This window comes from Micromonospora chalcea (assembly GCF_002926165.1).
Classification (GTDB): domain Bacteria; phylum Actinomycetota; class Actinomycetes; order Mycobacteriales; family Micromonosporaceae; genus Micromonospora; species Micromonospora chalcea.
Genome location: NZ_MAGP01000110.1, coordinates 46,202 through 72,345 on the forward strand (window position 1 = coordinate 46,202; position 26,144 = coordinate 72,345).

A 26,144-nucleotide genomic window follows, 5' to 3' on the forward strand; every position below is an offset into this window, starting at 1 on the left:
GCCGAAATTTACCTCCCAGAATTTAGGATGTCCAGATGGTGGGAGTCACTCAACCGAGGACCCTGGCCGAGAAGGTCTGGGACGCACACGTGGTCCGCTCCGCCGACGGCGAGCCGGACCTGCTCTTCATCGACCTGCACCTGCTGCACGAGGTGACCAGCCCGCAGGCGTTCGACGGGCTGCGTCTGGCCGGGCGCGGGGTCCGCCGTACCGACCTGACGATCGCGACGGAGGACCACAACACCCCGACCGGGTACGACGACCCGGCGTTCCGCCTCCGGCGCGGCGACCTGCTCACGATCGCGGACCCCACCTCCCGCACCCAGATCGAGACGCTGCGTCGCAACTGTGCCGAGTTCGGCGTCCGCCTGCACGCGCTGGGCGACGAGAACCAGGGCATCGTGCACGTCATCGGCCCGCAGCTCGGCCTCACCCAGCCCGGCATGACGATCGTGTGCGGCGACTCGCACACCGCCACCCACGGCGCGTTCGGCGCGCTCGCGTTCGGCATCGGCACCAGTGAGGTCGAACACGTGCTGGCCACGCAGACGCTGCCGCAGGCCCGGCCGAAGACCATGGCCGTGAACGTGGTCGGCGAGCTGGCGCCCGGCGTCACCGCCAAGGACCTGGTGCTCGCGCTGATCGCGCAGGTCGGCACCGGCGGCGGTCGCGGTCACATCGTCGAGTACCGGGGCGTGGCGATCCGCGACCTCTCCATGGAGGGGCGGATGACCATCGCCAACATGTCCATCGAGTGGGGCGCCAAGGCCGGCATGATCGCGCCGGACGAGACCACGTTCGCGTACCTGAAGGGGCGGCCCAACGCGCCCCAGGGCGACGCCTGGGACGCGGCGCTGGAGTACTGGCGGACGCTGCCCACCGACGACGGCGCGACGTTCGACACCGAGGTCACGCTCGACGCGAGCCGGATCACGCCGTTCGTCACCTGGGGCACCAACCCCGGGCAGGGTGTGCCGCTGGGCGCGACGGTGCCGGCCCCGGAGGACTTCGTCACCGAGCCGGAGCGGGTCGCCGCCCGGCGCGCGCTGGAGTACATGGACCTCACCCCGGGCACGCCGATGCGTGACCTGGCCGTGGACGTGGTCTTCGTCGGCTCCTGCACCAACGGCCGCCTGGAGGACCTGCGTGCCGCCGCCGACGTGCTGCGCGGGCACCGCGTCGCCGACGGCGTACGCATGCTGGTGGTCCCCGGCTCGGCCGCGGTCCGCGAGGCGGCCGAGATCGAAGGGCTGGACAAGGTCTTCACCGAGGCCGGCGCCGAGTGGCGTTTCGCCGGCTGCTCCATGTGCCTGGGCATGAACCCGGACACGCTGAAGCCGGGTGAGCGTTCCGCCTCGACCTCCAACCGCAACTTCGAGGGCCGCCAGGGCCGGGGCGGGCGTACCCACCTGGTGTCCCCGCCGGTCGCCGCCGCCACCGCCGTGGTCGGCCGGCTGGCCGCCCCCGCCGACCTGTAGAAGGGCAGCCGAGAGATGGACAAGTTCACCACCCACACCGGCACCGCCGTGCCGCTGCGCCGATCCAACGTGGACACCGACCAGATCATCCCCGCCGTGTACCTCAAGCGGGTGACCCGGACCGGATTCGCCGACGGTCTGTTCAACGCGTGGCGGGAGGACCCGTCATTCGTCCTCAACGATCCCGTCCATTCGGGTGCGTCGATTCTGATCGCCGGCCCCGAGTTCGGCACCGGATCATCCCGGGAGCACGCCGTCTGGGCGCTGCGGGACTGGGGCTTCCGGGCCGTCATCTCGCCCCGCTTCGGCGACATCTTCCGCGGCAACGCGCTCAAGGAAGGCCTCCTTCCGGTCGAGCTGGAATTGAAAGCCGTGGAAGAACTGTGGGATCTCGTGGAATCCGAGCCGACCACGCCGATCACTGTCGACCTCGCCGCCCGCCAGGTCCACGCCGGTGACGCCACCTGGGCGTTCCCGCTGGACGACCACAGCCGCTGGCGGCTGATGGAGGGCTTGGACGACATTGGACTCACCCTCCGGCACGAGGCGGAGATCGCCTCGTACGAGGCGTCCCGGCCGTCGTTCCTGCCCTCGGTAGCCTGACTCCGGCCCGAATTCGCCCCCACCGGTGCGCCCGGTGGGGGCGAATCCGTTACGACACAAGGGCTTTTTTCCACCGAATGTTTGTGTCCAGGCAGCACAGGGCATAACGTGCGCGCAGAATGGCTCGCGTCGAGTCAGTTGCACAATCGGGAGGAAGTCGTGAACAAGGCCGAGCTCATCGAGGCGCTCGCCGTTCGCCTGGGGGACCGGAAGACGGCGACGGCCGCGCTCGACGCGGTTCTCGCTGAGGTCCAGGCGGCGGTCACCAAGGGCGAGAAGGTGGCGATCACCGGTTTCGGAGCGTTCGAGAAGCGCGTCCGGGGAGCCCGAACAGCGCGCAATCCGCGTACCGGCGAGGCGGTGAAGGTCAAGAAGACCTCCGTCCCGACGTTCCGGGCGGGCGCGGGCTTCAAGGAGATGGTGGCCAGCGGCAAGGTGCCGAAGGACACCGCCGCCGCGAAGAAGACCACCGGCGCCGCGAAGAAGACCACAGCGGCGAAGACCACCGCCGCCGCGAAGAAGACCACGGCGGCGAAGGCCACCAAGACCACCGCTACCAAGAAGGCCGCGCCGGCGAAGAAGGCCGCCGCGACCAAGACCACGGCGGCGAAGAAGACGACCGCGGCGAAGTCCACCGCGGCGAAGAAGACCACCACCGCCAAGAAGACGACCGCGGCGAAGTCCGCCACGGCCAAGAAGACCACGGCGGCCAAGAAGGCGCCCGCGAAGAAGGCACCGGCCAAGAAGGCCGCCACCCGGCGCTGACCGGACGGCCCACGAAAGGGCGCCCACCGTTGCCGGTGGGCGCCCTTTCGCATGGGTACGCCGTTGACCGTCCGCCGTCGCGCCCCGCAGAATCGCCGTGCCGAAAACCCCCGTCGGTCACGAGAAGAGGCGCCCGTGCGGCACCGTCACCTCTCCACCCTCACGCTCGCGCTCGGTATCGCGGTCCTGCTGGACGTGCTGCGGGTCTGGCTCCCGTCGGTCATCACCCTCTTCGGGCGGGCCGCCGAGACACCGGCCGAGCTGCTCGGCGCGTTCGCGCTCGGCTGGTTCCTGCTCGCGCTCGCCGCGCCTGCGCTCGTACGCCGCACCGGCGCCGCCCCGGTCGGACTCGTCGCGGCGGGTGTGCTGGCGGCGGCGCGGCTGGCGCTCACCGCGCAACCCGGTGGTCCGGCCCAGCTCTGGCTGGCCTGCGCCGGGCTGCTCGCCGGCCTGGTCTGGCTCGCCGCCACCGCCGCGTCCGTGCCCCGGCCGGTGGCCGGGCTGGCGCTGGGCATGGCCGGGAACGCGGTCGGGCACGCCCTGCTCGGCACCGAGGACCTGGTGTGGCGCGGCGGTGTGCTCGCCTGGAGCCTGAGCGCCCTGCTGGTGCCGGCGTTCCTGGCCGCGTCGGTGGCGGTACGGCGGGAGTGGGCGGACACGCCGGCGGCGGGGCCGTCCCCGACGGGCGCGGGCCACGGCACAACCGGGCGGCGTGTCCGCGTTCCGGGCCGCCGAGCCTGGCTGCTGTGCGGCCCGGCGCTGCTGCTGGCCGGTCAGGTGGCGCTCGCCCCGGCGCTCTGGAGCGCCGCCGCCGGCACCGGATCGCCTGACTTCCCCGGCCTCGCCCGCCCCGGCAGCGGTGCCCTGCCGGGCGCGCTCGCGGTGCTGCTGTTCCTCGCGGCGGCGTTGTTCCGGGCACCGGCGCGCGTGGCGCGGGTGCTGTGGCCACTGGCGTTGCTCGCCGGGTCGGTGCTGTTCGTGACCGGGCATCTCGTTCCGGCGTACCTGCTCACCGCCGCCGGTCTCGGCGGCTGCCTGGCCCTCACCGACACGACCGGCGACGGGCCCGCAGCCGCCGACGACGCGGCCGGGCCGGGCGACGACGGACGGGCGGGGGCGCGACGCGGGCGGGCGGCGGCGCTCGGGATGCTGGTGTTCGCGGTGGCCACGGTGGCCTACTACGCCGCCTACGACCTGGGGTACCCCAACGGCTGGGCGCCGGTCGCCACGGCCGTCCTGGTGGCTCTGGTGGCGGCTACCGCGCCTGTCCGGGCCGCACCGACGGCACCCGACCCGACGGCGCCCGGCGCAGCCGCACCCGGCCCGGTGCTGCCGACCACGGTCCGGGTCGCGGCCCTGGCCGCGCTCACCGCGCTGGCCGGGCTCGCCGCCGTGCTGCACGTACCGCCCGCACAGGCCCGGGCCACGGCCGCGCCGGCGGCGGTACGGGTGGCCGCGTACAACATCCGGATGGGGTTCGGCCTGGACGGCCGGCTGGACCTCGACGCGCTGGCCCGGGAGCTGCGCGGCGCGGACATCGTGCTGCTCAGCGAGGTGGACCGGGGCTGGTGGCTCAACGGCGGCCACGACACGCTGGCGTTGCTGGCCCGGCGGCTGGAGATGCCGTACGTCTTCGCGCCCGCCGCCGACCCGGTCTGGGGCGACGCGGTGCTCAGCCGGTTCCCGGCGCGCTCCGGGCAGACGCGGCGGCTGACCGCGCACGGCGCGCCGACCGGTGCGCAGGCCCTCGGCGTCACGCTCGACCTCGGTGGTCGCGAGCTGGCAGTGGTGGCCACGCACCTGCAACCGCCGCCCGGCCGGGATCCGGTGGAGCAGGCCCGCGAGGTGGCCGCGTTCGCCGGCCGGTACGCCGCCGGCCGTCCGCTGGTGCTCGGTGGCGACCTGAACACCGAGCCGGCCGACCCGGCGTTCGCCGAGTTCACCGGCGCCGGGCTGGTGGACGCGCTGGCCCCGGCCCGGCCGTTGCGGACCAGCCCGGCCGACGACCCGCGCACCCAGATCGACCACGTCTTCGTCTCCCCGGGCCTGACCGCCACCGAGGTACGCGCGCCGCGTACCGAGGCCAGCGACCACCTCCCGGTGACGCTCACCGTCACGCTGCCCTGAGCCGCCTCACAGCCGGTCCGGGAGGACCAGCCGGTCACCGGCGAACGGCAGCAGCCAGCCACCGCCCTTGGCGGTGGTGAAGTCCTCGTCCACGCGGCCGGTGAGCCGTTCCAGCGCGCCCGGGATCACCTTGCCCTGGCTGCACACCGCCACCGTCCCGGCGGCCTGCGCCAGCGCGACCAGGCGGGCCGCGGCGGCGAGCGCGCACTCCTCGGCCTGCTGGCCCGGCTCCGGCTCGTCGAAGTCGCCGCACACCTCGATCGGCAGGTCCAGCCGGGCCGCGGCCGGGCTCAACGTCTGCACGCAGCGGCGCGCCGAGGCGGAGCACAGGCGGGCCGGGCGGACCAGGGCCACGAGCGGAACCAGCGCCAGCGCCTGGGCCTGCCCGTCGTCGTCCAGCGGGCGCCCGTGGTCCGGGCCGGTCCAGGTGCCGCGCTTGCCGGCGCTGGCGTGCCGCACCAGCAGCACGGTCGCGGTGACCGGCGGCAGCGCCGCGAACGCGGCGATCACCTCGGCGTCGTGCGGGTAGCTGACCCGGCGTACCGCGTCGTCGACCGGGAACCAGGCCACGTCGTCGACCTCGGTGCCGGGCTGGAAGCCGCCGGCGCCGGCCGCCCGCATGGACCAGTAGTCGACCGCCTTGGCGTGACCCTCGCTGCGGTAGCGGACGGTGGGTAGGCGCACCTGCGGCACCGCGCGTACGTCGGTCTCCTCGGCGACCTCACGGACGGCGGCGACCAGCGGATGCTCGCCGCGGTCCAGCTTGCCCTTCGGCAACGACCAGTCGCCGTACCGGGGGCGGTGCACGAGGCAGACCTCGACGCCGGCCGGGCCCGGGCGCCACACCACGCCGCCCGCGGCCCGGATCCGTACCGGCTCGTCGTCGCTCACCCGCTCACCGTATGCCCGCCCGGCACGCGCCACGGCCCGCTCAGTCCGCCCGGCCGCCGACCCGGCGCAGCAACAGGTCCTGCAGGTGGGTCAGCGGCGTGTCGCCGTCGCCGGTACGCCGGTGCCAGGTGCCGTCGGCGGCCAGCTCGAACGCGTCCACGTCGGGGTCGAACGCGGCGGTGAGGACGTGGTCCAGCTCGGCGCGGGCCACCGGATCGCTCACCTGCACCAGCGCCTCGACCCGGCGGTCCAGGTTGCGGTGCATCAGGTCGGCCGAACCCATCCAGAACTCGGCGTCGCCGTTGTTGCCGAACCGGAAGATCCGGGAGTGCTCCAGGAACCGGCCGAGAATCGAGCGGACCCGGATGTTCTCCGACAGCCCCGGCACGCCCGGCCGCAGCGTGCACATGCCCCGGATCAGCAGGTCCACGTGTACGCCGGCCCGCGACGCCCGGTAGAGCGCGTCGGTGATCTCCTCGTCCACCAGGGAGTTCACCTTGAACTGCACCAGCCCCGGCATGCCCAGCCGGACGTGCTCGATCTCCCTGTCGATGCGCTCGATCAGGCCGCTGCGGATGCCCTGCGGCGCCACCAGCAGCCGCCGGTACGCGGTCTGCCGGCTGTAGCCGGTGAGCACGTTGAACAGGTCGGTCAGGTCGGCGCCGATCTCCGGGTCGGCGGTGAGCATGCCGAAGTCCTCGTAGAGCCTTGCCGTCTTCGGGTGGTAGTTGCCGGTGCCGATGTGGCAGTACCGGCGGATCTGGTTGCCCTCCTGGCGTACGACGAGCGCGGTCTTGCAGTGCGTCTTGAGGCCCACCAGGCCGTACACCACGTGGCAGCCGGCCCGTTCCAGCGTGCGCGCCCAGCCGATGTTCGCCACCTCGTCGAAGCGCGCCTTCAGCTCCACCAGCACCACCACCTGCTTGCCGGCGGCGGCCGCGTCGACCAGCGCGTCCACGATCGGGGAGTCGCCGCTGGTGCGGTAGAGCGTCTGCTTGATGGCGAGCACGTTCGGGTCGGCCGCGGCCTGCTCGACGAAGCGCTGCACGCTGGTGGCGAACGAGTGGTACGGGTGGTGCACCAGCACGTCGCCGTCGCGCAGCGTGGCGAAGACGCTGCGCGGCACCTCGCCCTCGGCCAGGCGCGGATGGGTGGCCGGCACGAACGACGGGTCCTTCAGGTCGGGCCGGTCCGCCTCGCCGTAGACCTGCCACAGCGCGGACAGGTCGAGCAGCCCGCGTACCCGCAGCACGTCGTGGTCGTCCATGTCCAGCTCGCGGACGAGCAGCTCCAGCATGTGGTCGGAGATGGACGCGGCCACCTCCAGGCGTACCGGCGGACCGAACCGGCGCCGGGCCAGTTCCCGTTCCAGCGCCTGGAGCAGGTCCTCGTCGCGGTCCTCGTCCACCTCGACCTCGGCGTTGCGGGTCACCCGGAACAGGTGGCACTCGACCACCTGCATGCCGGAGAAGAGCTGGCCGAGGTGCACCGAGATGAGGTCCTCCACCGGCAGGAACCGCACGCCCGGCTGCTCCCGGTGGACCCGGACGAACCGGGGCACGTTGTTCGGCACCTTGACCCGGGCGAACAGCTCCGAGCCGCCGTCCGGGTCGCGTACCGAGACGGCCAGGTTCAGCGACCGGCCGGAGATGTACGGGAACGGGTGCGCCGGGTCGACCGCCAGCGGGGTGAGCACCGGAAAGATGTGCTCCCGGAACCAAGTGCGCAGCCGCTCCCGCTCGGCGTCGTCCAGGTCGCTCCAGCGCAGGATGCGGATGTCCTCGGCGGCGACGATCGGCAGCACGTCGTCGACCAGGCAGGCGGCGTGCCGGGCGACCAGGCCGGCGGCCTTCTCGGTGACGAGTTCGAGCTGGGTGCGCAGCGGCAGCCGGTCGCCGCCGCGCACCGGCAGGCCGGCGGAGAGGCGGCGCTTCAACCCGGCCACCCGGACCATGTAGAACTCGTCCAGGTTGCTGGCGAAGATGGCCAGGAACTTCGCCCGTTCCAGCAGCGGGGTGCGCGGGTCCTCGGCGAGCGCCAGCACCCGGGCGTTGAAGTCGAGCCAGGACAGCTCCCGGTTGAGGAAGCGGTCCTCCGGCAGCGGCTGCGCCGGTGGCGACCCGGCGTCCGGGCCGGTCTCGTCCGGGCCCTCGACCGGGTCGAGCGGCTCGTCCAGCCCGGTGGCGCCGGCCGCGTCCGGGTCGGCGCCGAGGCGCTCCTCCGGGGGCCGGGGCTGGCGGAACCGCCCGTCCGGGCCGCCGCTGGGGCGGCCGTTGCGGGGCGGGCCGGGGTCGAGGATCGGCGGCGGGCCGTCGGGGTGCTCGCGAGGGGTGCTCACCACCTCATGATTCCCCGATAAGGGTGAACGGAAAATGAACTCCGGCCAGGTTGTTCACGCCATGGTCGGCAAGGTCACCCGGACGACCTCGCCGTCGGCGTCCCGCTCGATCCGGACACGCTGCCCCAATCGGAGCAGCCGCAGCCCGGAGGCGTCGAACGCGCGGGCCGGGAACGCCAGCTCGGTGCCGTCGTCGAGCAGCAGCACGCCGCTGCGGGTCGACGCGTCGTAGGTGGCCACCGTGCCCTGCATGCCAGCACCGTACCGGACTTCGGCCCCGGCCAGCAGCGCCGCCGTGCGTGGCCCCAGACCCAGCCCGGCGGCGGCGGCCAGGTCCGCCGGGGTGTCCACGTCCCGGCGCAGGCTGGGCCAGTCACCGGCCAGCGGCAGCGCCCCGCTCGCCGCGTGGGCGGCGGCCGAGCCGGGCCCGAACCGCGGCGCCAGCGGCACCCCGGCCGGCGCGGCCAGCAGCACGGTGCCACCGCCGGGTGCGTCCGCGACGTACCCGCGTACCCCCTGGGTGGCCCGCAGCGCGGCGGCCAGCTCGGCCGGTCGCAGCGCGGGCAGGTCGGCGGTCAGGCCGGCCACGGCGGCGCGCGGCCCGGCGACGGCCGCGCCGTGCCGGAACGCCGCGTTCAGCCCGGCGCCCGGATCGGCGGCGACCCGGGCGCCCGCCGCGTCCGCCGCCGCGCGCACCCGCGCGTCGTCGGTCACCACGAGCACCCCGGCGACCGCCGGGCACGCCCGCGCCGCGCGCAGCGTGTCGGCCGCCAGGGCCAGCGCCAGCTCCTCATGGGGTACGCCGGGCAGCGCGCCCCGCAGCCGGCTCTTCGCCGCTCCCAGGCGCTTCACCGGCATCACCACGGTCCAGCGGGCCTCAGACACGCCGACCATCCTGCCAGCGGGAGCGCCGGTACCCGCACTGGCCGCAGCGGGGGCGAACAGGCATGATTCTGTGCCGGGGCGCGTGGGCGGATCGAGGAGGCACTGTGGCACGGCGGAGGCTGGGGTTCTGGCGACGGCTCGCCGTGGTGCTGGTGAAGCCGCTGATGACGGTCTGGACCCGGCGCACCTGGCGGGGCATGGAGCACCTGCGCGGCGACGGCGGCGTGATCCTCGTGCCGAACCACATCTCGCACGCCGACCCGCTCGTGGTCGCCCACTACATCTACGACGCCGGGCGCTGGCCGCGTTTCCTCGGCAAGGCCAGCGTGTTCCGGGTGCCGGTGGTCGGCGCGATCCTGCACCGCTGCCAGCAGATCCCTGTCGAACGGGGCACCGTCGAGGCGGTCAAGTCGCTGGACAAGCTGGTCGCCGCGCTGGCCGAGGGGGGCGCCGTGGTGATCTACCCGGAGGGCACCACCACCCGGGAGCCGGACCTGTGGCCGATGAAGGGCAAGACCGGCGCGGCCCGGCTGGCGCCCGCCACCGGCGCCCCGGTGGTCCCGATCGCCATGGTCGGCCCGGAGCGGATGTTCGACCCGCGTACGGCGCGCTTCGGGCTGCGCCCGCGTACCCCGGTGACGGTGATCGCCGGCCCGCCGGTGGACCTGAGCCCCTGGGCCGGCGCCACGCCGACCCGGCCGATCCTGGAGGAGATGACGGACACCATCATGCTGCGCATCCGGGATCTGGTCGCGGAGATCCGTGGCGGCACACCACCGCCGCTCTGGCAGCGGCCCGCCCGCACCGGCATCCGGGAGGCCGGCGAATGAGCGGGCACGTGGCGGTGCTGGGCGCCGGGTCCTGGGGGACCGCGTTCGCCAAGATCCTCGCCGACGCCGGGCGGGACGTCACAGTGCTGGCCCGCCGCGCCGCCGTGGCCGAGGCGATCCGGACCGGCCGGGAGAACCCGGAGTACCTGCCGGGCGTACGCCTGCCGGAGCGGGTGACCGCCACCGGCGTCGCCGCCGAGGCGATCGAGGGCGCCGAGGTGGTGGTGCTCTCGGTGCCGTCGCAGACGCTGCGCGGCAACCTCGCCGACTGGACGCCGTACGTGGCGCCGGACGCCACGCTCGTGTCGCTGATGAAGGGCATCGAGCTGGGCACCACCAAGCGGATGAGCCAGGTGATCATGGAGACCGCCGGGGTGCCCGCCGACCGGGTGGTGGTCGTCTCCGGGCCCAACCTGGCCCCGGAGATCGCCGCCGAGCAGCCGGCCGCGACGGTGGTCGCCGGCACCGACAGCCGGCGTACCGCGCTGGTGCAGGCGTCCATCCGTACGCCGTACTTCCGCCCGTACACGAACGACGACGTGATCGGCTGCGAGTTGGGCGGCGCGGTGAAGAACGTGATCGCGCTGGCGTACGGCATCGCCACCGCGATGGGCTTCGGCGACAACACCCGGGCCATGCTGATGACCCGGGGGCTAGCCGAGACCGCCCGGCTGGGCGTGGCGCTCGGCGCCGACCCGATCACGTTCGCCGGGCTGGCCGGCATGGGCGACCTGGTCGCCTCCTGCTCGTCCCCGATGGCCCGTAACCGCACCTTCGGCGAGCACCTGGGCCGCGGGGAGTCGCTGGAGCAGGCCCAGGCCGCCACCCGGCAGACCGCCGAGGGCGTCAAGAGCTGCCTGGCCATCCGCGACCTGGCCCGCGCGCACGGGGTCGAGATGCCGATCACCGAGCAGATCGAGCGGATCTGCCACGAGGGGATGGACCCGCGCCTCGCGGTGGACGCGCTGATGAGCCGTACCGCCAAGCCGGAGTCGTACGAGTGAGCGGAGCCGGGATGAGTGGCGAGAACTGGGGCGACGGCACGCGCAGCGTCCACGCCGGACTGCCGGAGGCGGTACCCGGGCAGCCGTTCCTGCCCGGCACTGGCTTCGCCGCGCCGTACCACCTCGACCCGGAGCGCGGCCCGTCGGCGGCGGCGGACGGGTACGGGCGGCCCGACAACCCGACCCGGCGACTGCTGGAGACGGCGATCGGCGAGCTGGAGGGCGCCGACTGCCGCGTCTTCGCCAGCGGCCAGGCCGCCATCACCGGGCTGCTGCTGACGGTGCTGCGACCCGGCGACACCGTGCTGCTGCCCGCCGACGGCTACTACTCGGTGCGCTCGTTCGCCTCGGGCACGCTGGAGCAGCTCGGCGTACGGGTGACGCTGGTGCCGACCGCCGGGCCGTACCCGTCGTTCGACGGCGTGCGGCTGGTGCTGCTGGAGACCCCGGCGAACCCCGGCCTGCACGGTGACGACGTGCGGGCGGTGGCCGCCGCCGCGCACGCCGCCGGGGCGCTGGTGGCGGTGGACAACACCACCGCGACGCCGCTCGGGCAGCGCCCGCTGGACCTCGGCGCGGACGTGGTGGTCGCCTCCGGCACCAAGGCGCTGACCGGCCACTCGGATCTGCTGCTGGGCTATCTGGCCACCCGCGACGCCGGGCTGCGGGACGCGGCGACCACCTGGCGCAACGCCACCGGTGGGGTGCCCGGCGCGTTCGACTGCTGGCTGGCCCACCGGTCACTGGCCACGCTCGACCTGCGGCTGGCCCGGCAGACCGCCAACGCGCGGGCGCTGGCCGACCTGCTCGCGGCCCGGCCGGACGTGACCGGGGTGCGCTGGCCCGGACGGCCGGACGACCCGGCGTACCCGGTCGCGTCGGCACAGATGCGGCGCGTGCCGGGCGTGGTCTCGTTCGACCTGGGCGACGAGGGCCGGGTGGCCCGGTTCCTCGGCGCCTCCCGGCTGGTGGCCGCCGCCACCTCGTTCGGCGGGCTGCACAGCACCGCCGACCGGCGCGCCCAGTGGGGCGACGCCACGCCGCCCGGCTTCGTGCGGTTCTCCTGCGGCATCGAGGACACCGCCGATCTGCTCGCCGACGTGGCGGCTGCGCTGGACGCGGCGGGCTGACGGCGCGACGTCCGCTGGGCTATCGTGACGGGCAGCCACGGCCCGTGCGGCCCCGACCCGAGGAGGTGAGTCCGATCCCCCAGCAGAGGACCGGCGTTCCCTCCGAGTCCGCGTCGCCCAGGAGCTGAGGCGACGCCGGGAGCGCCGACGAGCGCTTCCCGAAAGGCCTGCCATGGCATCCACCGTTTTCACTCCCGATCGTCCGGCCCTCGTCCGCCGGCTGCGCGCCGCCGGTTGCGTCTTCGCCGAGGACGAGGCGGAACTGCTGATCGCCGCCGCCGACTCGGCGCAGGCGTTGACCCGGCTGGTCGACCGTCGCGTCGCCGGCCTGCCGCTGGAACATCTGCTCGGCTGGGCCGAGTTCTGCGGCCGGCGGATCGCCGTCCATCCGGGTGTGTTCGTGCCGCGCGGCCGGACCGCCCTGCTCGTCGACGCCGCGACGGCGCTGGCCGGGCCGGCCCCCGCGGTGCTCGACCTGTGCTGCGGCTCCGGCGCCGCCGCCGTGGTGCTGCACGAGCGGCTGACGCCGCGCTGGCTGGCCGCCGCCGACATCGACCCCGTGGCGGTGGCCTGCGCCCGGCGCAACCTCGAACCACTGGGCGTCCCGGTCTACGAGGGCGACCTGTTCGACGCGCTGCCGGCCGGCCGGCGCGGGACGCTGGACCTGGTGGTGGCGAACGCGCCGTACGTGCCGACCGCCGCGGTGACCTCGCTGCCGGCCGAGGCGCGCCTGTACGAGGCGCCGGTGGCGCTGGACGGCGGCACGGACGGCCTGGCCGTGCTGCGCCGGGTCGCCTCCGGCGCGGCCGAGTGGCTCGCCCCGGGCGGGCATGTGGTGGTCGAGGTGAGCGTCGCGCAGGCCCCGGAGTTGTGCGCCGTGTTCACCGCCGCCGGGCTGGCGCCGGCGGTGGTCCGCGACGAGGAACGCGAGGCGACAGCGGTGACCGCCCGCCGTCCCGGCTGACCGCGGCGGGAGGCGGTGGCGGTGGGCAGCGCAGGTGTGCCGGTGGTGGTGGGGCTCGACAACGGGGGCACGAGCGACAACGCCACTGTGCTGACCGTCGACGGCCGGTTCCTGGTGGACGGGCTGCTGGAGATCCCGAGTGACGTGGGCGCCGGGCCGGAGGCGGCGGTGGAGGCGCTGGCGCGGGCGTTCGACGGCGTGCTCGCCCACACCGGCGTGCCCCGCGACCTGGTACGCGCGGTCGGGCTGGACACGCCCGGCCCGGCCAGCGCCACCGGGGTCATCTCCTCGCGGGGCTCCACCAACTTCTCCCAGCCGGCCTGGCGCGGCTTCGACGTGCGTACCGCGCTGGAGCGGCGGCTCGGCCTGCCGGTGGTGTACGCCAACGACGGCAACGCCGCCGCGCTCTACGCCCACCACGTGCACTTCGGCGCGGACGCGATGGCCCGGTCCTCGGTGGCCGCCATCGTCGGCACCGGGCTCGGCGGGGGTGTGGTGGAGTCCGGGCGGGTGGTCGGCGGCGCGGCCGGCATGGCCGGCGAGTTCGGGCACGTGCACATCCCGCTGGACGGCCTGGTCGAGCCGGACCAGGCGGCGCCGGTCTGCGCGTGCGGCTTCACCGGTGACGCGGAGAGCGTCGCCTCGCTGACCGCGATCCGGCGCAACCTGCTGCCGTACTGGCTGGCCCGGCATCCGGAGCATCCGCTGGCCGCGGAGGAGCCGGACCGGGCCGCGAAGCTGCTGCGCGGCTACGGCGAGCGGGGCGACCCGCTGGCCCGCCAGGTTTTCGGCCAGCAGGCGCGGGCGCTGGGGCGGCTGTTCACCATCGCGGCCAACTTCACCGACCCGCACGCGTACTTCGTCGGCGGGGGCGTGGTGGAGGCGGCGCCGGAGTTCCGGGACTGGTTCCTCGCCGCTGTCGCCGAGCACACGGTGCTCCGTGCGGAGCAGCGGGCGGTGGCCACCTTCGCCCTGGTGCCGGACCGGGACATGGCCGGGGCGCGTGGGGTGGCCATCGCCGCGCTGGAGGCGGTGCGCGCCGCCGCCGTGGCCGCGCCGCTGCGGCCGGGCGGCGCGTCCGCCTGAGGAGCCGCGGTCAGGGGCGCGGCGGCGCCGCGGTGAACGCGGCCCAGGCGTGCGGCCGGAACACCAGCACCGGGCCGGCCGGGTCCTTGGAGTCGCGGACCGCCACCGAGCCGGGCAGCGGCGCCATCTCCACGCATGCGCCCTCGTCGCCGCTGTGACTGCTCTTGCGCCAGCCGGCCGGTGTCGGGTGCGGACGGTTCGTGCCGTTCATCTGGGTCACCTCTCGTTCAGCAGGCGGAGCAACTGGTCCCGACTGGCCGCCGGGCTCAGCGCCACGGTCCGCAGGTGCTCCATGATCTTGGTGCAGGTACGCAGGTCGCCCGGCCGGTCGAGGATCATCTGCCCGGCGACGGTCTCCACCGAGGCGATGATCGGGTCCTCCGGGTCGGCGAACTCCAGCATGTGCAGCGAGCCCCGGGTGCCGCGGTGGTAACCGGCGGCCAGGGGGATCACCTGCACCGTGATGTTCGGCAGTTCGGCCATCTTCACCAGGTGCTGGAGCTGGGCGGACATGACCGAGGGCCCACCGACCGGGCGCAGCAGCGCGCCCTCGTCGATGATGGCGTCGAGGATCGGCGGCTCGTCCCCGGAGAGCCGCTGCTGGCGGTCCAGCCGTAGCTGCACCCGCTGCTCGACCTGCTCGTCGCTGAGGGTGTGCGGGCCGCCGCGCATCACGCCGCGGATGTAGTCGGCGGTCTGCAGCAGACCGGGCACCACCGACGGCTCGAAGTTCGCGATGCCGGTGGCCTCGGCCTCCAGCGCGATGAAGTCGATGGTGCGGCGGTCCAGCAGGTACGAGTAGGACACCCACCAGCCGGGCTTGCGGGCGTCCTTCGCGAGCTCCACGGCCGCGGCGATCTCGTCCGGGCCCACGCCGTAGCTGGTCAGCAACGCGCGCACGGTGGCGGGACTGATCAGCGTCTGCGCGTTCTCGTAGCGGGACAGCGTGCTCCGGGTGCTGTTGATCTCGTCGGCCGCGGACTCCAGGGTGAGGCCGGCGGCCTCCCGGTGGGTCCGCAGTGCGATGCCGAGCCGTCGGGCCCGGGCGGTCTTCGGCGCCATGCATCGATGGTCGCACATCTGGTGGGAAAATGTGCGTGAGAGAAAGTCGATGAGAGTTGCATTCACGCCCGTGAACCTGTCAACCTGTGACGGCGTCCTCACCGCCGGTTGTCGTGGCGACGGTGGCGGTGAGCGACCGGAGGGGATGGGGCGCGCGGTGGTCGGATTTCTACTCCCCCACGATCCGGCCGCCGCGTGCCCCTGCCGGTCCACGAGATGGGGAGGGATTCCGCGATGACGGTGACGGCCTGCCGCCTGCGGAGCGGAGGTGGCCGGGAATGACCCGGTTCCTCGTGGTCCTCACCGACGTGCGACCCCCGGACGGCGCCGGGCGCGACGAGCGGACCAGCCCCGAACGCCGACGGCAGGTCGTCGGCGCGAACAGCCGGGAGGCGGCCGACCGGATCGCCGGCGCGTTCATGGCGCTGGGCATGGTGCGGGCCGGCCGGCAGCGCGTCAAGGTGATCGCGGTCGGCCGCCGGCCCCGGCACCCGGTCTTCTGAGCCACGGCCACCCTCGCATGGTTACTCCCTGTATATGTCACCTTGACCGTTTGCCACGCGGCTCCGCGTCTCCCCGGGTATCGACCACCCCCGCCGACAACGCACAGTAAGGTCAATCGGGTGAGCGCCACCGGCGAGCACGGCCAGCCGCAGTCGCGACGATGAGGTGACCATGACCACCCCAGGCAAGACCCGTGTGGCGATCGTCTTCGGTGGCCGCAGCCCCGAGCACGGCATCTCCTGCGTCAGCGCCGGCAGCGTGCTGGCCGCGCTCGACCCGGACGAGTTCGAGGTGGTGCCGGTCGGCATCACCCGGCAGGGCCAGTGGGTGCTCGCCGACGGCGAACCGAGCCGGCTCGCCATCACCGACCGGAAACTCCCGGAGATCACCGCCGGGTCCGGCGCCGAGCTGGTGCTGCGCGCCGACCCGGCCGCGGGCGGCCTGATGGTGCTCGACCCGGCCCAGGGGCCGGTCGCGCTCGCCGACGTGGACGTGGTCTTCCCGGTGCTCCACGGCGCGTACGGCGAGGACGGCACGATCCAGGGAATGCTGGAGATGGCCGACATCCCCTACGTCGGCGCGAACGTGTTCGCCTCCGCCGCGGCCATGGACAAGGAGTTCACCAAGAAGCTCTGCGCCGCCGAGGGCATCCCGGTCGGCCCGTACGCGGTGCTGCGCGCCGGGATGTCGCTGAGCGAGGAGGACAAGGAGCGCCTCGGGCTGCCCGTCTTCGTCAAGCCGTCCCGGGCCGGCTCCTCGTTCGGCATCACCAAGGTCGACGACTGGGCGGACCTGGACGCCGCGCTCGTCACCGCCCGGGAGATCGACAGCAAGGTGCTCGTCGAGGGCGCCGTGGTCGGCCGCGAGATCGAGTGCGGTGTGCTGGAGGGCGAGGCCGGCGGCGCGCCGGAGGCCTCGGTGCTCGCCGAGGTGCGGATGATCGGCGACCGCGACTGGTACGACTTCGAGGCCAAGTACATCTTCGCCGACGAGGTCTGCGAGTACGACGTACCGGCCGACCTGCCCGAGCCGGTCGCGCGGCAGGTGCGCGACTACGCCACCCGGGCCTTCACCGCGCTCGACTGCTCCGGCCTGGCCCGGGTCGACTTCTTCGTGACCCCGCAGATGGACGTCTACCTCAACGAGATCAACACGATGCCGGGCTTCACCCCGACGTCGATGTTCCCGCGGATGTGGTCGGCCAGCGGGCTGGAGTACCCGAAGCTGGTCAACCGGCTGATCCGTACCGCCCTGCACCGCCGCGCCGGCCGCTGAACCGGCCGGCCGGGCGTCAGGCGGAGCAGCCCGAGGGGGCCTGCTTCGCCGAGGGCACGGAGCTGACGATGGTGTCGGAGATCGTCGTCACCCACTGCAGCGGCGGCTCGTACGACTTCGGCACCCGCACCCGGATCGGCGTCTCCCGGTCGACGGTGGTCAGCACCGTGGCGTCGGCCTCCTCGGCCGCGTGCCAGCAGACCTTGTTCACCGTCCACACCTCGTCGGTGGGCGGGAACTGCGCCGGGCTGCCGCCGCAGGCCACCGTCAGCGCCGGGTCGCCGTACGCGGCGTTCTGCTCCGGGCCCGCGGTGACCGGACGCTGCGGCAGGTCACGCACGCTGTCCGGAAGCTGCGACATCAGGGCACGGCAGAGTACGGTCGGGCGCTCGGCCAGCGCCGGGGCGGCCATCTCGACCGGCGCGCTCGACTGTGCCCGGGGGCTCGCCGACGCGCTCGGCCCGGCGTCCGGCGACTCCGGGGCCAGCTTGGCGAACGTGAACCCGGCCACCGCCACCGTCACCGGCACGGCGACCAGAGTCGCCCAGAGCGCGGCGCGGCGGGTGGAGCGGTCCGGGCGCGGGGAAGTCTTCTCGTCCACTTACAGCCGCACCACCGAACACGTGAGGGTGCGGGTGATGCCGGGCACCATCTGCACCTTGCTGACAATGAGTTTGCCGAGCTCGTCGACGGTGTTCGCCTCGGTGAGCACCACCACGTCGTACGGCCCGGTGACGGCGTCGACCCGTACCACGCCGGCCAGGTCCGCGATCAGACCGGCCACGTCACGCGCCCGGCCGACCTCGGTCTGGATGAGGATGTACGCCTGTACCACGACTCGACCTCCGTCCGTCGCCTCCGGGCGACCCGAAGGGTGAAACTACCGTACTGAGCGGCAGTGATCCCTATCGGTTGCCGGTCGTACGCGGTGAGCGAGCACACGCCGGCGCGGACAGGGGTGGAACGTGCGCAACGACGCAGCGGATCGAGGGGACGGCATGACGGTCACGGATGTCGGCGAGTTCGGGCTGATCGACCGGGTGACCGCCCGGCTGGCGCAGGGACAGAGCTGCCTGCTCGGCCCCGGCGACGACGGCGCGGTGGTGGCGGCGCCGGACCGGCGGGTGGTCGCATCGACCGACGTGCTGGTGGAGGGACGGCACTTCCGGCGCGACTGGTCGGCGGCGCGGGACGTGGGACACCGCGCGGCGGCGGCCAACCTCGCCGACATCGCCGCCATGGGCGCCACCCCGACCGCGCTGCTCGTCGCGCTCTGCATGCCGGCCGAGCTGGACCCGGCCTGGGCCGAGGAGCTGGCCGACGGGCTGGGCGCGGAGGCGGCGCTCGTCGGCGCGAGCGTGGTCGGCGGGGACATGTCGGCCAGCCCGACGCTCACCATCGCGGTGACCGCGCTCGGCGACCTGGCCGGGCGGCCACCGGTGGTCCGCTCCGGCGCCCGGCCCGGCGACGTGGTGGCGCTGGCCGGGCGCACCGGCTGGGCGGCGGCGGGCTACACCGTGCTGTCCCGGGGCTTCCGCACGCCCCGGCTGCTGGTCGAGGCGTTCCGCCGCCCGGAGGTGCCGTACGCGGCCGGACCGGCCGCCGCCGCGGCCGGCGCCACCGCCATGATCGACGTGTCGGACGGGCTGCTGGCCGACCTCGGGCACGTGGCCGCCGCCAGCGGCGTCGCGATCGACCTGAGCCGGGAGGCGTTCGAGGTGCCCCGGCAGATGCGTGACGCGGCGGCGGCGCTCGGCGTCGACCCGTACACCTGGATTCTGGCCGGCGGCGACGACCACGCCCTGGCGGCGACGTTCCCGCCCGACGCCGCGCTGCCCGACGGCTGGCGGCCGGTCGGGCGGGTGGCGGCCGGCGCCGGCGTCACCGTCGACGGCGCCGGGTACGACGGCCCGCGCGGCTGGGACCACTTCCGCCGAACGGCGGAGTGATCTGCGTCCGACCCCCGGCCGCCGGGCCGGGCGGGGGTCGGAGGCGGTCGTAACCTGGCACGGTGAGCGAGATCGAGATCCGGGAGCGGCGCTTCGACGCGCCCGAGTCGCAGGCGCTGATCCGGGCGGCGCTGGCCGACCTCGGCGCCCGTTACGGCGGCAGCGGCGACGACACCCCTGTCGACGCGGCCGAGTTCACGCCGCCGGACGGCGCGTTCCTCGTCGCCTACCTCGACGGGCGTCCGGTGGGCTGCGGCGGCTGGCGCAGCCACGGCGAGGACGGCGACACGGCCGAGTTGAAGCGGATGTACACCGACCCGGCGGCCCGGGGCCGGGGCGTGGCCCGTGCGGTGCTCGGCGCGGTCGAGCGCTCCGCCCGTGACCACGGCCGCAAACGGATCGTGCTGGAGTGCGGCGACAAACAGCCCGAGGCGATCGCCATGTACACCTCGTCCGGCTACGAGCGGATCCCGAACTTCGGCTACTACAAGGACGCCCCGGGCTGCCTGTCCTACGGCCGCACGCTCTAGCCGACGGTGATGCGGATCTCGTTCGCGGCGCGGCGCGCGGCACTGGCCGCCTCGTCCGGGGTCGCGCCCCAGGCCATCAGGTGCCCGCTGCGGTGCGCCGAGGAGAGCAGTTCCGGCACGGTCTGACCGACCTTCGTCTCGACCTGCACGTCGAGCACGCCCGGCACGCGCAGCGCGTCGCGCTTGCCGTCGACGGCGGTGACCTGTCCGGGCGGCGCGATCAGGAACTCGATGGCCGCCGCGCCGGTCGGCCGCGCCGGCAACGCCGGCCGTTCGCCGCGCAGCACCCGCAGGTACGCCTCGATGACGTCGCGCTCGTAGGCGATCGAGATCAGCGCGGTGATCATGTCGCCGGGCATCCGGGCCGCGCACTCCACCAGCGTCGGCACGCCGTCGACGAGGATCCACTCGCTGTGCAGCATGCCGCTGCGGAAGCCGGCCGCCTCGGCGAGGCGTACCGCGGCGGCGCGCAGCGCGTCGTGCTCGGTGGCGGGCAGCGCGGACGGCACGGTGTGGCCGGTCTCGACCGGGTACCGGCCACCGGCGATCCGCTTGTCGGTGACGTTAGCGAAGATCACCTCGCTGTCGGCGACCAGCAGCTCGACGCTGTGCTCGGAGCCGACCAGCAGTTCCTCCACCAGCACGCCGGTGGGCAGGCCGCGCTCGGTGGCCTCGGCCGGGTCCGGCGGCGCGGCGCTCGCCGCCCAGCGGGCGGGCACCTCGGCCGGGTCGGTGATCAGCTGCACGCCCAGGCTGCCGGAACGGCGGGTGGGCTTGAGCACGCACCGGCCGCCGTGCGCCCGCGCGAACTCCACCGCCCGCGCCGGGTCGTCGACCAGCTCGTAGACGGGGTTGGCCAGTCCGATCCGGTCGGCGAGCAGCCGCATCCGGTGCTTGTCGGAGAAGATGTCAGCGGCCTCCGCCCCGGCGCCGGGCAACCCGAGCCGTTCGGCGAGCCGGGCGGCGGCGCCGACCGCGTACTCCAGGCCGGGCAGGACCAGCCGGGCGTCGGCCAGGGCGGGCTCGCGGGCGAGCAGGGCGTCGGCGTCGAAGCCGGTCTGGTACTCGGCCTCGACCAGTCGCCCGATCATCGGCAGCCGCTCGGCGAACCGGGCCAGGTCGCGGCGGGCGATCACGTCCGGCTCCTCGACCAGTACCACGGTGCCGGCCGGCAGTTGCTGGTCGAACCAGCTCAGTGAGCCGAACGACGCGCCCACCACCACCAGTTGCTCGCGACCCAGATCGAGGTCCACCGGTCACCCTCCCCACGGCTCGCGCCGGAACCGGACGGCCGGCGCAGCAGCACCCTAACCGGCCCGTACCAGCCGGTCGCCGTACGGTCGGTCAGGTGTGCGGCGCGGGTCGGTGGATACGACAGAAGCCGGCGGATCCCGAGGGATCCGCCGGCGACCGACGATGTTCGGTGGCGCTACCGCGTCAGGCGCGGGTGACCTTGCCGGCCTTGATGCACGAGGTGCAGACCTTCAACTTCTTGGTGTTGCCGCCACCGGCCGGGGTGCGCACCGACTGGATGTTCGGGTTCCAGCGGCGGTTGGTCCGCCGGTGCGAGTGGGACACGTTGTGGCCGAAGCCCGGCCCCTTGCCACAGACGTCGCACACGCTAGCCACGGGATACTCCTGGGATTGAAACGTTCATGAGGTCGCCGCCAGGCGCTGCCCGGGCAACCTGGTCAGGTTACCCGATGACAGTCGGTACGCCCAACCGGCCCTTTCGCGAGCCCACCCAGCGTACCGGCGACCCGGCCGGGCCGGCGGGCGGGGCGGACACGCGGCGGACGACCCCGGCGCGTGTCGGTGCGCGCCAGTAGGCTTCCCGACGTGCTGGAGACCCTCGACGCCGCAGCGGTGCGCCGCTGGTGCGCGAGCGGGCTGGCCGCCCTCCGGCGGCACCAGGGCGAGATCGACGAGCTGAACGTCTACCCGGTGCCCGACGGCGACACCGGCACCAACCTGGTCCTCACGCTGACCTCGGCCCAGCAGGCCCTGGCCATGGACCTCGGCACCCTCCCCGACGACGGGCACACCGCGCACGGGCACGCGCTGCGGCTGATGGCCCGGGGCGCGCTGCTCGGGGCGCGCGGCAACTCCGGGGTGATCGTCTCGCAGATCCTGCGCGGCCTCGCCGACACGCTCGCCGCCGCTCCCGCGGTGGGCGGGCGGCAGCTCGCCGACGCGCTGGCCGACGCCACCACAGCCGCCTACGCCGCGGTCGCCCGGCCGGTCGAGGGCACGCTGCTCAGCGTGGTCGCCGCGGCGGCCCACGCGGCCCGTCTCGCGGACAGCGACGACCTGCGCACAGTGGCCCGGGCCGCGGCCGAGGCGGCGGCGCACGCGCTGGCGCGTACCCCCGAGCAGTTGCCGGAGCTGGCCCGCGCGGGCGTGGTCGACGCCGGTGGGCGCGGCCTGTGTCTGCTGCTTGACGCGCTGGTCGAGGTGGTCACGGGGGAGAGCCCGGCGCAGCCGGCGCCCGCGCCGCCCACCCGCCGTCCGCCGGCCACCGCCGTGCGGGAGAGCGGCTCCGACGTGTACGCCTACGAGGTGCAGTACCTGCTCGACGCGGACGACGAGGCGGTGGCCCGGCTGCGCGCCGAGCTGGCAGTGCTCGGCGACTCGCTGGCGATCGTCGGCGACGGCGCCGGCACCTGGAACGTGCACGTGCACGTCAACGACGTCGGGGCGGCGATCGAGGCGGGCGTGGTCGCCGGCCGGCCGCACCGCATCGGCGTGACCCGCTTCGCCGACCAGACCGCCCCGGCGCCCGCGCTACAGGTGGCGCGCCCGGACGGCCGGGCCGCCGTGGTGGTGGCCACCGGCGCGGGCATCGCCGAGCTGTTCGCCGCCGAGGGCGCCGTGGTGGTGCCGGGCAACCCGTCCACCGGTGAGCTGCTGAACGCGATCCGGGCCACCGGCGCCGCCCGGGTGGTGGTGCTGCCGAACGACCCGAACACGCAGTCGGTGGCGAGCGCGGCCGCGAAGGAGGCGTACGGCCTCGGCGTCAAGGTGAGCGTGGTCCCCACCCGTTCCCCGGTGCAGGCGCTCGCGGCGCTCGCAGTACGCGATCCGAAGCGGCGCTTCGAGGACGACGTGATCGCGATGGCCGAGGCGGCCGGCGCCTGCCGGTACGCCGAGGTGTGCCACGCCGCCCGGGAGGCGCTCACCGTCGCCGGCCCGGCCCGCGCGGGTGACGTGCTGGCGCTGGTCGAGGGCGAGGTGCACCTGATCGGGCAGGATCTGACCGACACCTGCATCGCGGTGGTGGACCGGATGCTCGGCGGTGGCGGTGAGCTGGTCACGCTGCTGTGCGGCGCGGATGCGCCGGCCGGGCTGGCCGACCGGGTCCGTGAGCATGTCGAGCGGGCCTGGCCGTTCGTCGAGGTGCAGGCGTACGAGGGCGGGCAGCCGCACTATCCGCTCCTGGTGGGGGTCGAATGACGAGCGAGGCGGCCACTGTGGACACGCCGCTGAAGAAGCTGGTCGGCGAGCGCACCGCGAAGGCGTTGGCCGGGCATCTCGACCTGCACACCGCGGGCGACCTGATCTACCACTTCCCGCGCCGGTACGACGAGCGCGGCGAGCACACCGACATCCGCTCGCTCGACGTGGGGGAGCAGGTCACAGTGCTCGCCCAGGTGCAGCGCACCACCGTGCGCCCGATGCGCCAGCGGCGCGGCAACCTGCTGGAGGTCACCGTCGGCGACGGCTCCGGCGGCGTGCTCACCTGCACGTTCTTCGGCAACCAGGCGTGGCGGGAGCGGGAGCTGCGGCCCGGCCGGTGGGGGTTGTTCGCCGGCAAGGTGACCGAGTTCCGGGGCAAGCGGCAGCTCAACGGCCCGGAGTACGTCCTGCTCGGCGAGGGCGGCGAGGGCGAGGCGGCGGCCAACGAGGAGGTCGAGGAGTTCGCCGGCGCCCTGATCCCGGTCTACCCGGCCGCGGCGGCGGTACCGACCTGGGTGATCGCCCGCTGCGTGCGCGTCGTGCTGGACACGTTCACCCCGCCGGACGACCCGCTGCCGGCCACCATGCGGGCCACCCGCAACCTGGCCGACATCGGCACCGCGCTGCGCGAGATCCACCGCCCGACCAGCAAGGAGGCGCTCTACCGGGCGCGTCGGCGGCTCAAGTGGGACGAGGCGTTCGCCGTGCAGCTCACGCTGGTGCAGCGCAAGCACCGGGCCGCGGCGTGGCCGGCGCGGGCCCGGCCGGCGAAGGCGGGCGGCCTGCTCGACGCGTTCGACGCCCGGCTGCCGTACGAGCTGACCTCCGGCCAGCAGGTCGTCGGGCGGGAGATCGCCGCCGACCTGGCCGCCGCGCACCCGATGCACCGGCTGCTGCAGGGCGAGGTGGGCTCCGGCAAGACCGTGGTGGCGCTGCGCGCCATGCTCCAGGTCGTCGACGCCGGTGGGCAGGCAGCGCTGCTCGCGCCGACCGAGGTGCTCGCCGCCCAGCACCACCGGGGCATCCTCGACCTGCTCGGCCCGCTCGGCCGGGCCGGTGAGCTGGGCGCCGCCGAGGACGCCACCCGGGTGGAGTTGATCACCGGCTCGCTCGGCGCGGCGGCCCGGCGCCTGGCGGTGGCCGAGGTGGCCGAGGGGCGGGCCGGCATCGTGCTCGGCACGCACGCGCTGCTCTACGAAGGCGTCGACTTCCACGACCTGGGCCTGGTGGTGGTGGACGAGCAGCACCGCTTCGGCGTGGAGCAGCGCGACGCGCTGCGCGCCAAGGCCGACCAGCCGCCGCACGTGCTGGTGATGACGGCCACCCCGATTCCGCGCACGGTGGCCATGACCGTCTACGGCGATCTGGAGACCTCCACGCTGTCCCAGCTTCCGCAGGGTCGCTCGCCGATCGCCTCGCACGTCGTACCGGCCGCCGAGAAGCCCGCGTTCCTCGACCGGGCCTGGCGCCGGCTGCGCGAGGAGGTCGCGAAGGGCCACCAGGCGTACGTGGTGTGCCCGCGCATCGGTGAGGGTCCGGTGTCGGACGAGGAGGCGCCGCGGGAGGACGACAACGGCCGGCGCCCGCCGCTGGCGGTGACCGAGGTGGCCCCGCTGCTGGCCGAGGGGCCCCTGCACGGGCTGCGGATCGGGGTGCTGCACGGGCGGCTGCCCGCCGACGAGAAGGACGCGGTGATGCGCGCGTTCGCCGACGGCGAGCTGGATGTGCTGGTCGCGACCACAGTGGTCGAGGTCGGCGTGAACGTGCCGAATGCGACGGTGATGATCGTGCTGGACGCCGACCGCTTCGGCGTCTCCCAGCTGCACCAGTTGCGGGGCCGGGTCGGCCGGGGCTCGGCCGCCGGTCTGTGCCTGCTGGTCACCGAGGCGGTCGAGGGCTCGTCGGCGCGGGAACGGCTGGACGCGGTCGCCTCCACCACCGACGGGTTCAAGCTGGCCGAACTCGACCTGGAACAGCGCCGCGAGGGCGACGTGCTCGGCGCGACCCAGTCCGGCCGGCGCTCGCACCTGCGGCTGCTGTCGCTGAGACGCGACGCCGAGCTGATCCGCGACGCGCGGGCCGAGGCGATCGAACTGGTCGAGGAGGACCCGGACCTGACCCGGCATCCGGCGCTCGCGGCCTCGGTGGCCGCGCTCGTCGACGAGGAACGCGCCGAATACCTGGAGAAGGGCTGACGGCGGGCCGGCGCGGTCGCGGGGCAGCGGCACGCCCGTGGCGTGCCTAGGCTCGCGCAGATGTCGACACCATCACCCGAACGCGGCGTGCTGCTTCTGGCCCGAGGTGACGAGCTCCTGGTGGACCGGGTCGCCGGGGTCGCCGACGAGACGTCCGGCCGGCGCTGCACCCCGGCGACGCGATTCCAGATCGCCTCGATCAGCAAGCAGATGGCAGCAGTGGCGGTGCTGCTGCTCGCCGAGCGGGGCGCGCTGAGCCTGTCCGACCCGGTCGTACGCCGGCTGCCCGGCACGCCGCCGCAGTGGTCCGGCATCACGCTGCACCACCTGCTCACCCATACCTCGGGGCTCGGGCACTGGGTGGACTACCCGGCGATCGACCTGCACGGGCCGGCCGAGCCGGACGAGCTGCTCGACCGGTTCGCCGCGCTGCCGCCACTGTTCCCGCCCGGCGCCGGGTGGCACTACAGCAGTCCCGGCTACGTGCTGCTGGCCCGGACCGTCGAGCAGGTGGCCGACCGGCCGTACGCCGAGTTCCTCGCCGGGGAGGTCTTCGCGCCGCTGGGCATGGCCGGCAGCTTCGCCGGTTCCGGCGAGGGGCGGCCGGACGTGGCGACCGGGCACGAGGGCGGCCGCCCGGTGCCGTCCTGGGACCTCGCGACGGTGAGCATGGGCGCGGGTGACGTCTGGTGCACCGGGGCGGACCTGCTCACCTGGCTCGACGTACCGCGCCGGGGGCGGCTGCTCGCCAGGGCCTCGGTGGCGGCGATGACGGCGCCGCACGCGCCCACCGGACGGCCCGACGAGGCGTACGGCTACGGGTTCTTCGTCGGCCCGCTGGCCGGCCGGCGGGCGCTGCACCACTCCGGGGACAACGGTGGCTACAAGGCGTTCGCCGCCTGGCTGCCCGACTCCGACGAGCGGCTCGTCCTGCTGACCAACCAGGCCGAGGTCGACCCGGTCGCGGTCACGTCGGTGCTCGACGCGGTCTGACCGCCCGCGCGCCCTGTACCGGACCCGCGGCAGGCACGGCGAGGGCGCGCCGACCGGGTGGTCGACGCGCCCTCGGGTG

General features: G+C 74.5%; 24 protein-coding genes and 1 pseudogene. 16 read left to right on the plus strand and 9 right to left on the minus strand.

Features of this window, described 5'->3' with window-relative positions; genetic code table 11:
* Nucleotides 1-35: 35 nt before the first annotated feature.
* From leuC to BAW75_RS14450, 4 genes are all read left to right on the plus strand, one after another.
* Entirely contained in the window at nt 36-1,478 is a 1,443-nt protein-coding gene (leuC, locus tag BAW75_RS14435) for a 3-isopropylmalate dehydratase large subunit (RefSeq protein ID WP_104113893.1), read from the plus strand.
* Nucleotides 1,479-1,493: 15 nt separating this feature from the next.
* The gene (gene leuD, locus BAW75_RS14440) at nt 1,494-2,081 is read left to right on the plus strand and encodes a 3-isopropylmalate dehydratase small subunit (protein WP_043325965.1); all 588 of its coding nucleotides are present in this window, start codon (nt 1,494-1,496) and stop codon (nt 2,079-2,081) included.
* 159 nt (nt 2,082-2,240) lie between these two features.
* Nucleotides 2,241-2,846 carry an HU family DNA-binding protein gene (locus BAW75_RS14445; protein WP_030270029.1) on the plus strand — a complete coding sequence of 202 codons (606 nt, stop codon included), beginning with the start codon at nt 2,241-2,243 and terminating at the stop codon, nt 2,844-2,846.
* 135 nt (nt 2,847-2,981) lie between these two features.
* Nucleotides 2,982-4,973 (plus strand): endonuclease/exonuclease/phosphatase family protein, encoded by a 1,992-nt coding sequence (locus tag BAW75_RS14450; RefSeq protein WP_104113894.1) that lies wholly within the window; start codon nt 2,982-2,984, stop codon nt 4,971-4,973.
* Between the two features lie 6 nt (nt 4,974-4,979).
* On the opposite strand, the gene BAW75_RS14455 is transcribed toward BAW75_RS14450, so the two are convergent.
* The 3 genes and pseudogenes from BAW75_RS14455 to cofC form a co-directional block, all read right to left on the minus strand.
* Nucleotides 4,980-5,897: an NUDIX hydrolase gene (locus BAW75_RS14455; RefSeq protein WP_064447016.1), complete on the minus strand. Its 918-nt coding sequence runs from the start codon at nt 5,895-5,897 to the stop codon at nt 4,980-4,982.
* A 7-nt stretch (nt 5,898-5,904) separates the two neighbouring features.
* Nucleotides 5,905-8,202 carry an RNA degradosome polyphosphate kinase gene (locus BAW75_RS14460; protein ID WP_420915005.1) on the minus strand — a complete coding sequence of 766 codons (2,298 nt, stop codon included), beginning with the start codon at nt 8,200-8,202 and terminating at the stop codon, nt 5,905-5,907.
* Between the two features lie 273 nt (nt 8,203-8,475).
* Nucleotides 8,476-9,096: pseudogene (cofC, locus tag BAW75_RS32910) on the minus strand (2-phospho-L-lactate guanylyltransferase); the annotation flags it as partial.
* A gap of 95 nt (nt 9,097-9,191) precedes the next feature.
* On the opposite strand from cofC, the gene BAW75_RS14470 reads away from it, so the two are divergent.
* From BAW75_RS14470 to BAW75_RS14490, 5 genes are all read left to right on the plus strand, one after another.
* Entirely contained in the window at nt 9,192-9,917 is a 726-nt protein-coding gene (locus BAW75_RS14470) for a lysophospholipid acyltransferase family protein (protein WP_104113896.1), read from the plus strand.
* A complete protein-coding gene (locus tag BAW75_RS14475) occupies nt 9,914-10,921 on the plus strand; it encodes an NAD(P)H-dependent glycerol-3-phosphate dehydrogenase (protein WP_104113897.1) in 1,008 nt (335 codons plus the stop codon). Before BAW75_RS14470 ends, BAW75_RS14475 begins: the two co-directional genes overlap by 4 nt.
* Nucleotides 10,922-10,932: 11 nt before the next feature.
* Nucleotides 10,933-12,051, plus strand: coding sequence for a cystathionine gamma-lyase (locus tag BAW75_RS14480; protein WP_104113951.1), 1,119 nt, complete (start codon nt 10,933-10,935; stop codon nt 12,049-12,051).
* A gap of 172 nt (nt 12,052-12,223) precedes the next feature.
* Complete coding sequence (locus BAW75_RS14485) at nt 12,224-13,015, plus strand: putative protein N(5)-glutamine methyltransferase (protein ID WP_104113898.1); 792 nt, start codon at nt 12,224-12,226, stop codon at nt 13,013-13,015.
* Between the two features lie 21 nt (nt 13,016-13,036).
* Nucleotides 13,037-14,101 carry an ROK family protein gene (locus BAW75_RS14490; RefSeq protein ID WP_043330564.1) on the plus strand — a complete coding sequence of 355 codons (1,065 nt, stop codon included), beginning with the start codon at nt 13,037-13,039 and terminating at the stop codon, nt 14,099-14,101.
* Between the two features lie 10 nt (nt 14,102-14,111).
* Here the strand turns inward: BAW75_RS14490 and BAW75_RS14495 are convergent, their stop codons facing one another.
* Nucleotides 14,112-14,312: a DUF397 domain-containing protein gene (locus BAW75_RS14495; RefSeq protein WP_064447251.1), complete on the minus strand. Its 201-nt coding sequence runs from the start codon at nt 14,310-14,312 to the stop codon at nt 14,112-14,114.
* 5 nt (nt 14,313-14,317) lie between these two features.
* The gene (locus BAW75_RS14500) at nt 14,318-15,163 is read right to left on the minus strand and encodes a helix-turn-helix domain-containing protein (RefSeq protein ID WP_043325956.1); all 846 of its coding nucleotides are present in this window, start codon (nt 15,161-15,163) and stop codon (nt 14,318-14,320) included.
* A gap of 278 nt (nt 15,164-15,441) precedes the next feature.
* On the opposite strand from BAW75_RS14500, the gene BAW75_RS14505 reads away from it, so the two are divergent.
* Nucleotides 15,442-15,666 (plus strand): hypothetical protein, encoded by a 225-nt coding sequence (locus BAW75_RS14505; RefSeq protein WP_104113899.1) that lies wholly within the window; start codon nt 15,442-15,444, stop codon nt 15,664-15,666.
* 172 nt (nt 15,667-15,838) lie between these two features.
* On the plus strand, nt 15,839-16,942 hold the full coding sequence (locus BAW75_RS14510) for a D-alanine--D-alanine ligase family protein (RefSeq protein WP_043325953.1): 1,104 nt from the start codon (nt 15,839-15,841) through the stop codon (nt 16,940-16,942).
* A gap of 16 nt (nt 16,943-16,958) precedes the next feature.
* Here the strand turns inward: BAW75_RS14510 and BAW75_RS14515 are convergent, their stop codons facing one another.
* Together BAW75_RS14515 and BAW75_RS14520 are read right to left on the minus strand one after the other, a co-directional pair.
* Nucleotides 16,959-17,543, minus strand: a complete 585-nt coding sequence (locus tag BAW75_RS14515; protein WP_043325952.1) for a DUF3515 family protein — start codon at nt 17,541-17,543, stop codon at nt 16,959-16,961.
* Entirely contained in the window at nt 17,544-17,777 is a 234-nt protein-coding gene (locus BAW75_RS14520; RefSeq protein ID WP_013284547.1) for an Lrp/AsnC ligand binding domain-containing protein, read from the minus strand.
* Between the two features lie 163 nt (nt 17,778-17,940).
* Here BAW75_RS14520 and BAW75_RS14525 point away from each other — a divergent pair, with 163 nt between their 5' ends.
* Together BAW75_RS14525 and BAW75_RS14530 are read left to right on the plus strand one after the other, a co-directional pair.
* Entirely contained in the window at nt 17,941-18,891 is a 951-nt protein-coding gene (locus BAW75_RS14525; protein ID WP_104113900.1) for a thiamine-phosphate kinase, read from the plus strand.
* 62 nt (nt 18,892-18,953) lie between these two features.
* The gene (locus BAW75_RS14530; protein WP_043325950.1) at nt 18,954-19,421 is read left to right on the plus strand and encodes a GNAT family N-acetyltransferase; all 468 of its coding nucleotides are present in this window, start codon (nt 18,954-18,956) and stop codon (nt 19,419-19,421) included.
* On the opposite strand, the gene BAW75_RS14535 is transcribed toward BAW75_RS14530, so the two are convergent.
* On the minus strand, nt 19,418-20,674 hold the full coding sequence (locus BAW75_RS14535) for an ATP-grasp domain-containing protein (protein ID WP_104113901.1): 1,257 nt from the start codon (nt 20,672-20,674) through the stop codon (nt 19,418-19,420). The genes BAW75_RS14530 and BAW75_RS14535 overlap by 4 nt on opposite strands.
* A gap of 184 nt (nt 20,675-20,858) precedes the next feature.
* Entirely contained in the window at nt 20,859-21,050 is a 192-nt protein-coding gene (gene rpmB, locus BAW75_RS14540) for a 50S ribosomal protein L28 (protein ID WP_011905179.1), read from the minus strand.
* A gap of 210 nt (nt 21,051-21,260) precedes the next feature.
* Here rpmB and BAW75_RS14545 point away from each other — a divergent pair, with 210 nt between their 5' ends.
* The 3 genes from BAW75_RS14545 to BAW75_RS14555 are packed head-to-tail and all read left to right on the plus strand — an operon-like array spanning nt 21,261 to nt 26,065.
* Nucleotides 21,261-22,874, plus strand: a complete 1,614-nt coding sequence (locus BAW75_RS14545; protein WP_104113902.1) for a DAK2 domain-containing protein — start codon at nt 21,261-21,263, stop codon at nt 22,872-22,874.
* Nucleotides 22,871-25,072 (plus strand): ATP-dependent DNA helicase RecG, encoded by a 2,202-nt coding sequence (recG, locus tag BAW75_RS14550; RefSeq protein WP_104113903.1) that lies wholly within the window; start codon nt 22,871-22,873, stop codon nt 25,070-25,072. Before BAW75_RS14545 ends, recG begins: the two co-directional genes overlap by 4 nt.
* 60 nt (nt 25,073-25,132) lie before the next feature.
* On the plus strand, nt 25,133-26,065 hold the full coding sequence (locus BAW75_RS14555; protein WP_104113904.1) for a serine hydrolase domain-containing protein: 933 nt from the start codon (nt 25,133-25,135) through the stop codon (nt 26,063-26,065).
* Nucleotides 26,066-26,144: the final 79 nt, after the last annotated feature.

Excerpts from the sequence above, each read along its gene's own strand:
- BAW75_RS14555 (WP_104113904.1), top strand. The coding sequence starts at position 25,133 with ATGTCGACACCATCACCCGAACGCGGCGTGCTGCTTCTGGCCCGAGGT.
- BAW75_RS14485 (WP_104113898.1), top strand. The coding sequence starts at position 12,224 with ATGGCATCCACCGTTTTCACTCCCGATCGTCCGGCCCTCGTCCGCCGG.
- BAW75_RS14475 (WP_104113897.1), top strand. The coding sequence starts at position 9,914 with ATGAGCGGGCACGTGGCGGTGCTGGGCGCCGGGTCCTGGGGGACCGCG.
- leuD (WP_043325965.1), top strand. The coding sequence starts at position 1,494 with ATGGACAAGTTCACCACCCACACCGGCACCGCCGTGCCGCTGCGCCGA.
- BAW75_RS14480 (WP_104113951.1), top strand. The coding sequence starts at position 10,933 with ATGAGTGGCGAGAACTGGGGCGACGGCACGCGCAGCGTCCACGCCGGA.
- BAW75_RS14505 (WP_104113899.1), top strand. The coding sequence starts at position 15,442 with ATGACCCGGTTCCTCGTGGTCCTCACCGACGTGCGACCCCCGGACGGC.
- BAW75_RS14510 (WP_043325953.1), top strand. The coding sequence starts at position 15,839 with ATGACCACCCCAGGCAAGACCCGTGTGGCGATCGTCTTCGGTGGCCGC.
- leuC (WP_104113893.1), top strand. The coding sequence starts at position 36 with ATGGTGGGAGTCACTCAACCGAGGACCCTGGCCGAGAAGGTCTGGGAC.
- BAW75_RS14525 (WP_104113900.1), top strand. The coding sequence starts at position 17,941 with ATGACGGTCACGGATGTCGGCGAGTTCGGGCTGATCGACCGGGTGACC.
- recG (WP_104113903.1), top strand. The coding sequence starts at position 22,871 with ATGACGAGCGAGGCGGCCACTGTGGACACGCCGCTGAAGAAGCTGGTC.
- BAW75_RS14500 (WP_043325956.1), bottom strand. The coding sequence starts at position 15,163 with ATGGCGCCGAAGACCGCCCGGGCCCGACGGCTCGGCATCGCACTGCGG.
- BAW75_RS14495 (WP_064447251.1), bottom strand. The coding sequence starts at position 14,312 with ATGAACGGCACGAACCGTCCGCACCCGACACCGGCCGGCTGGCGCAAG.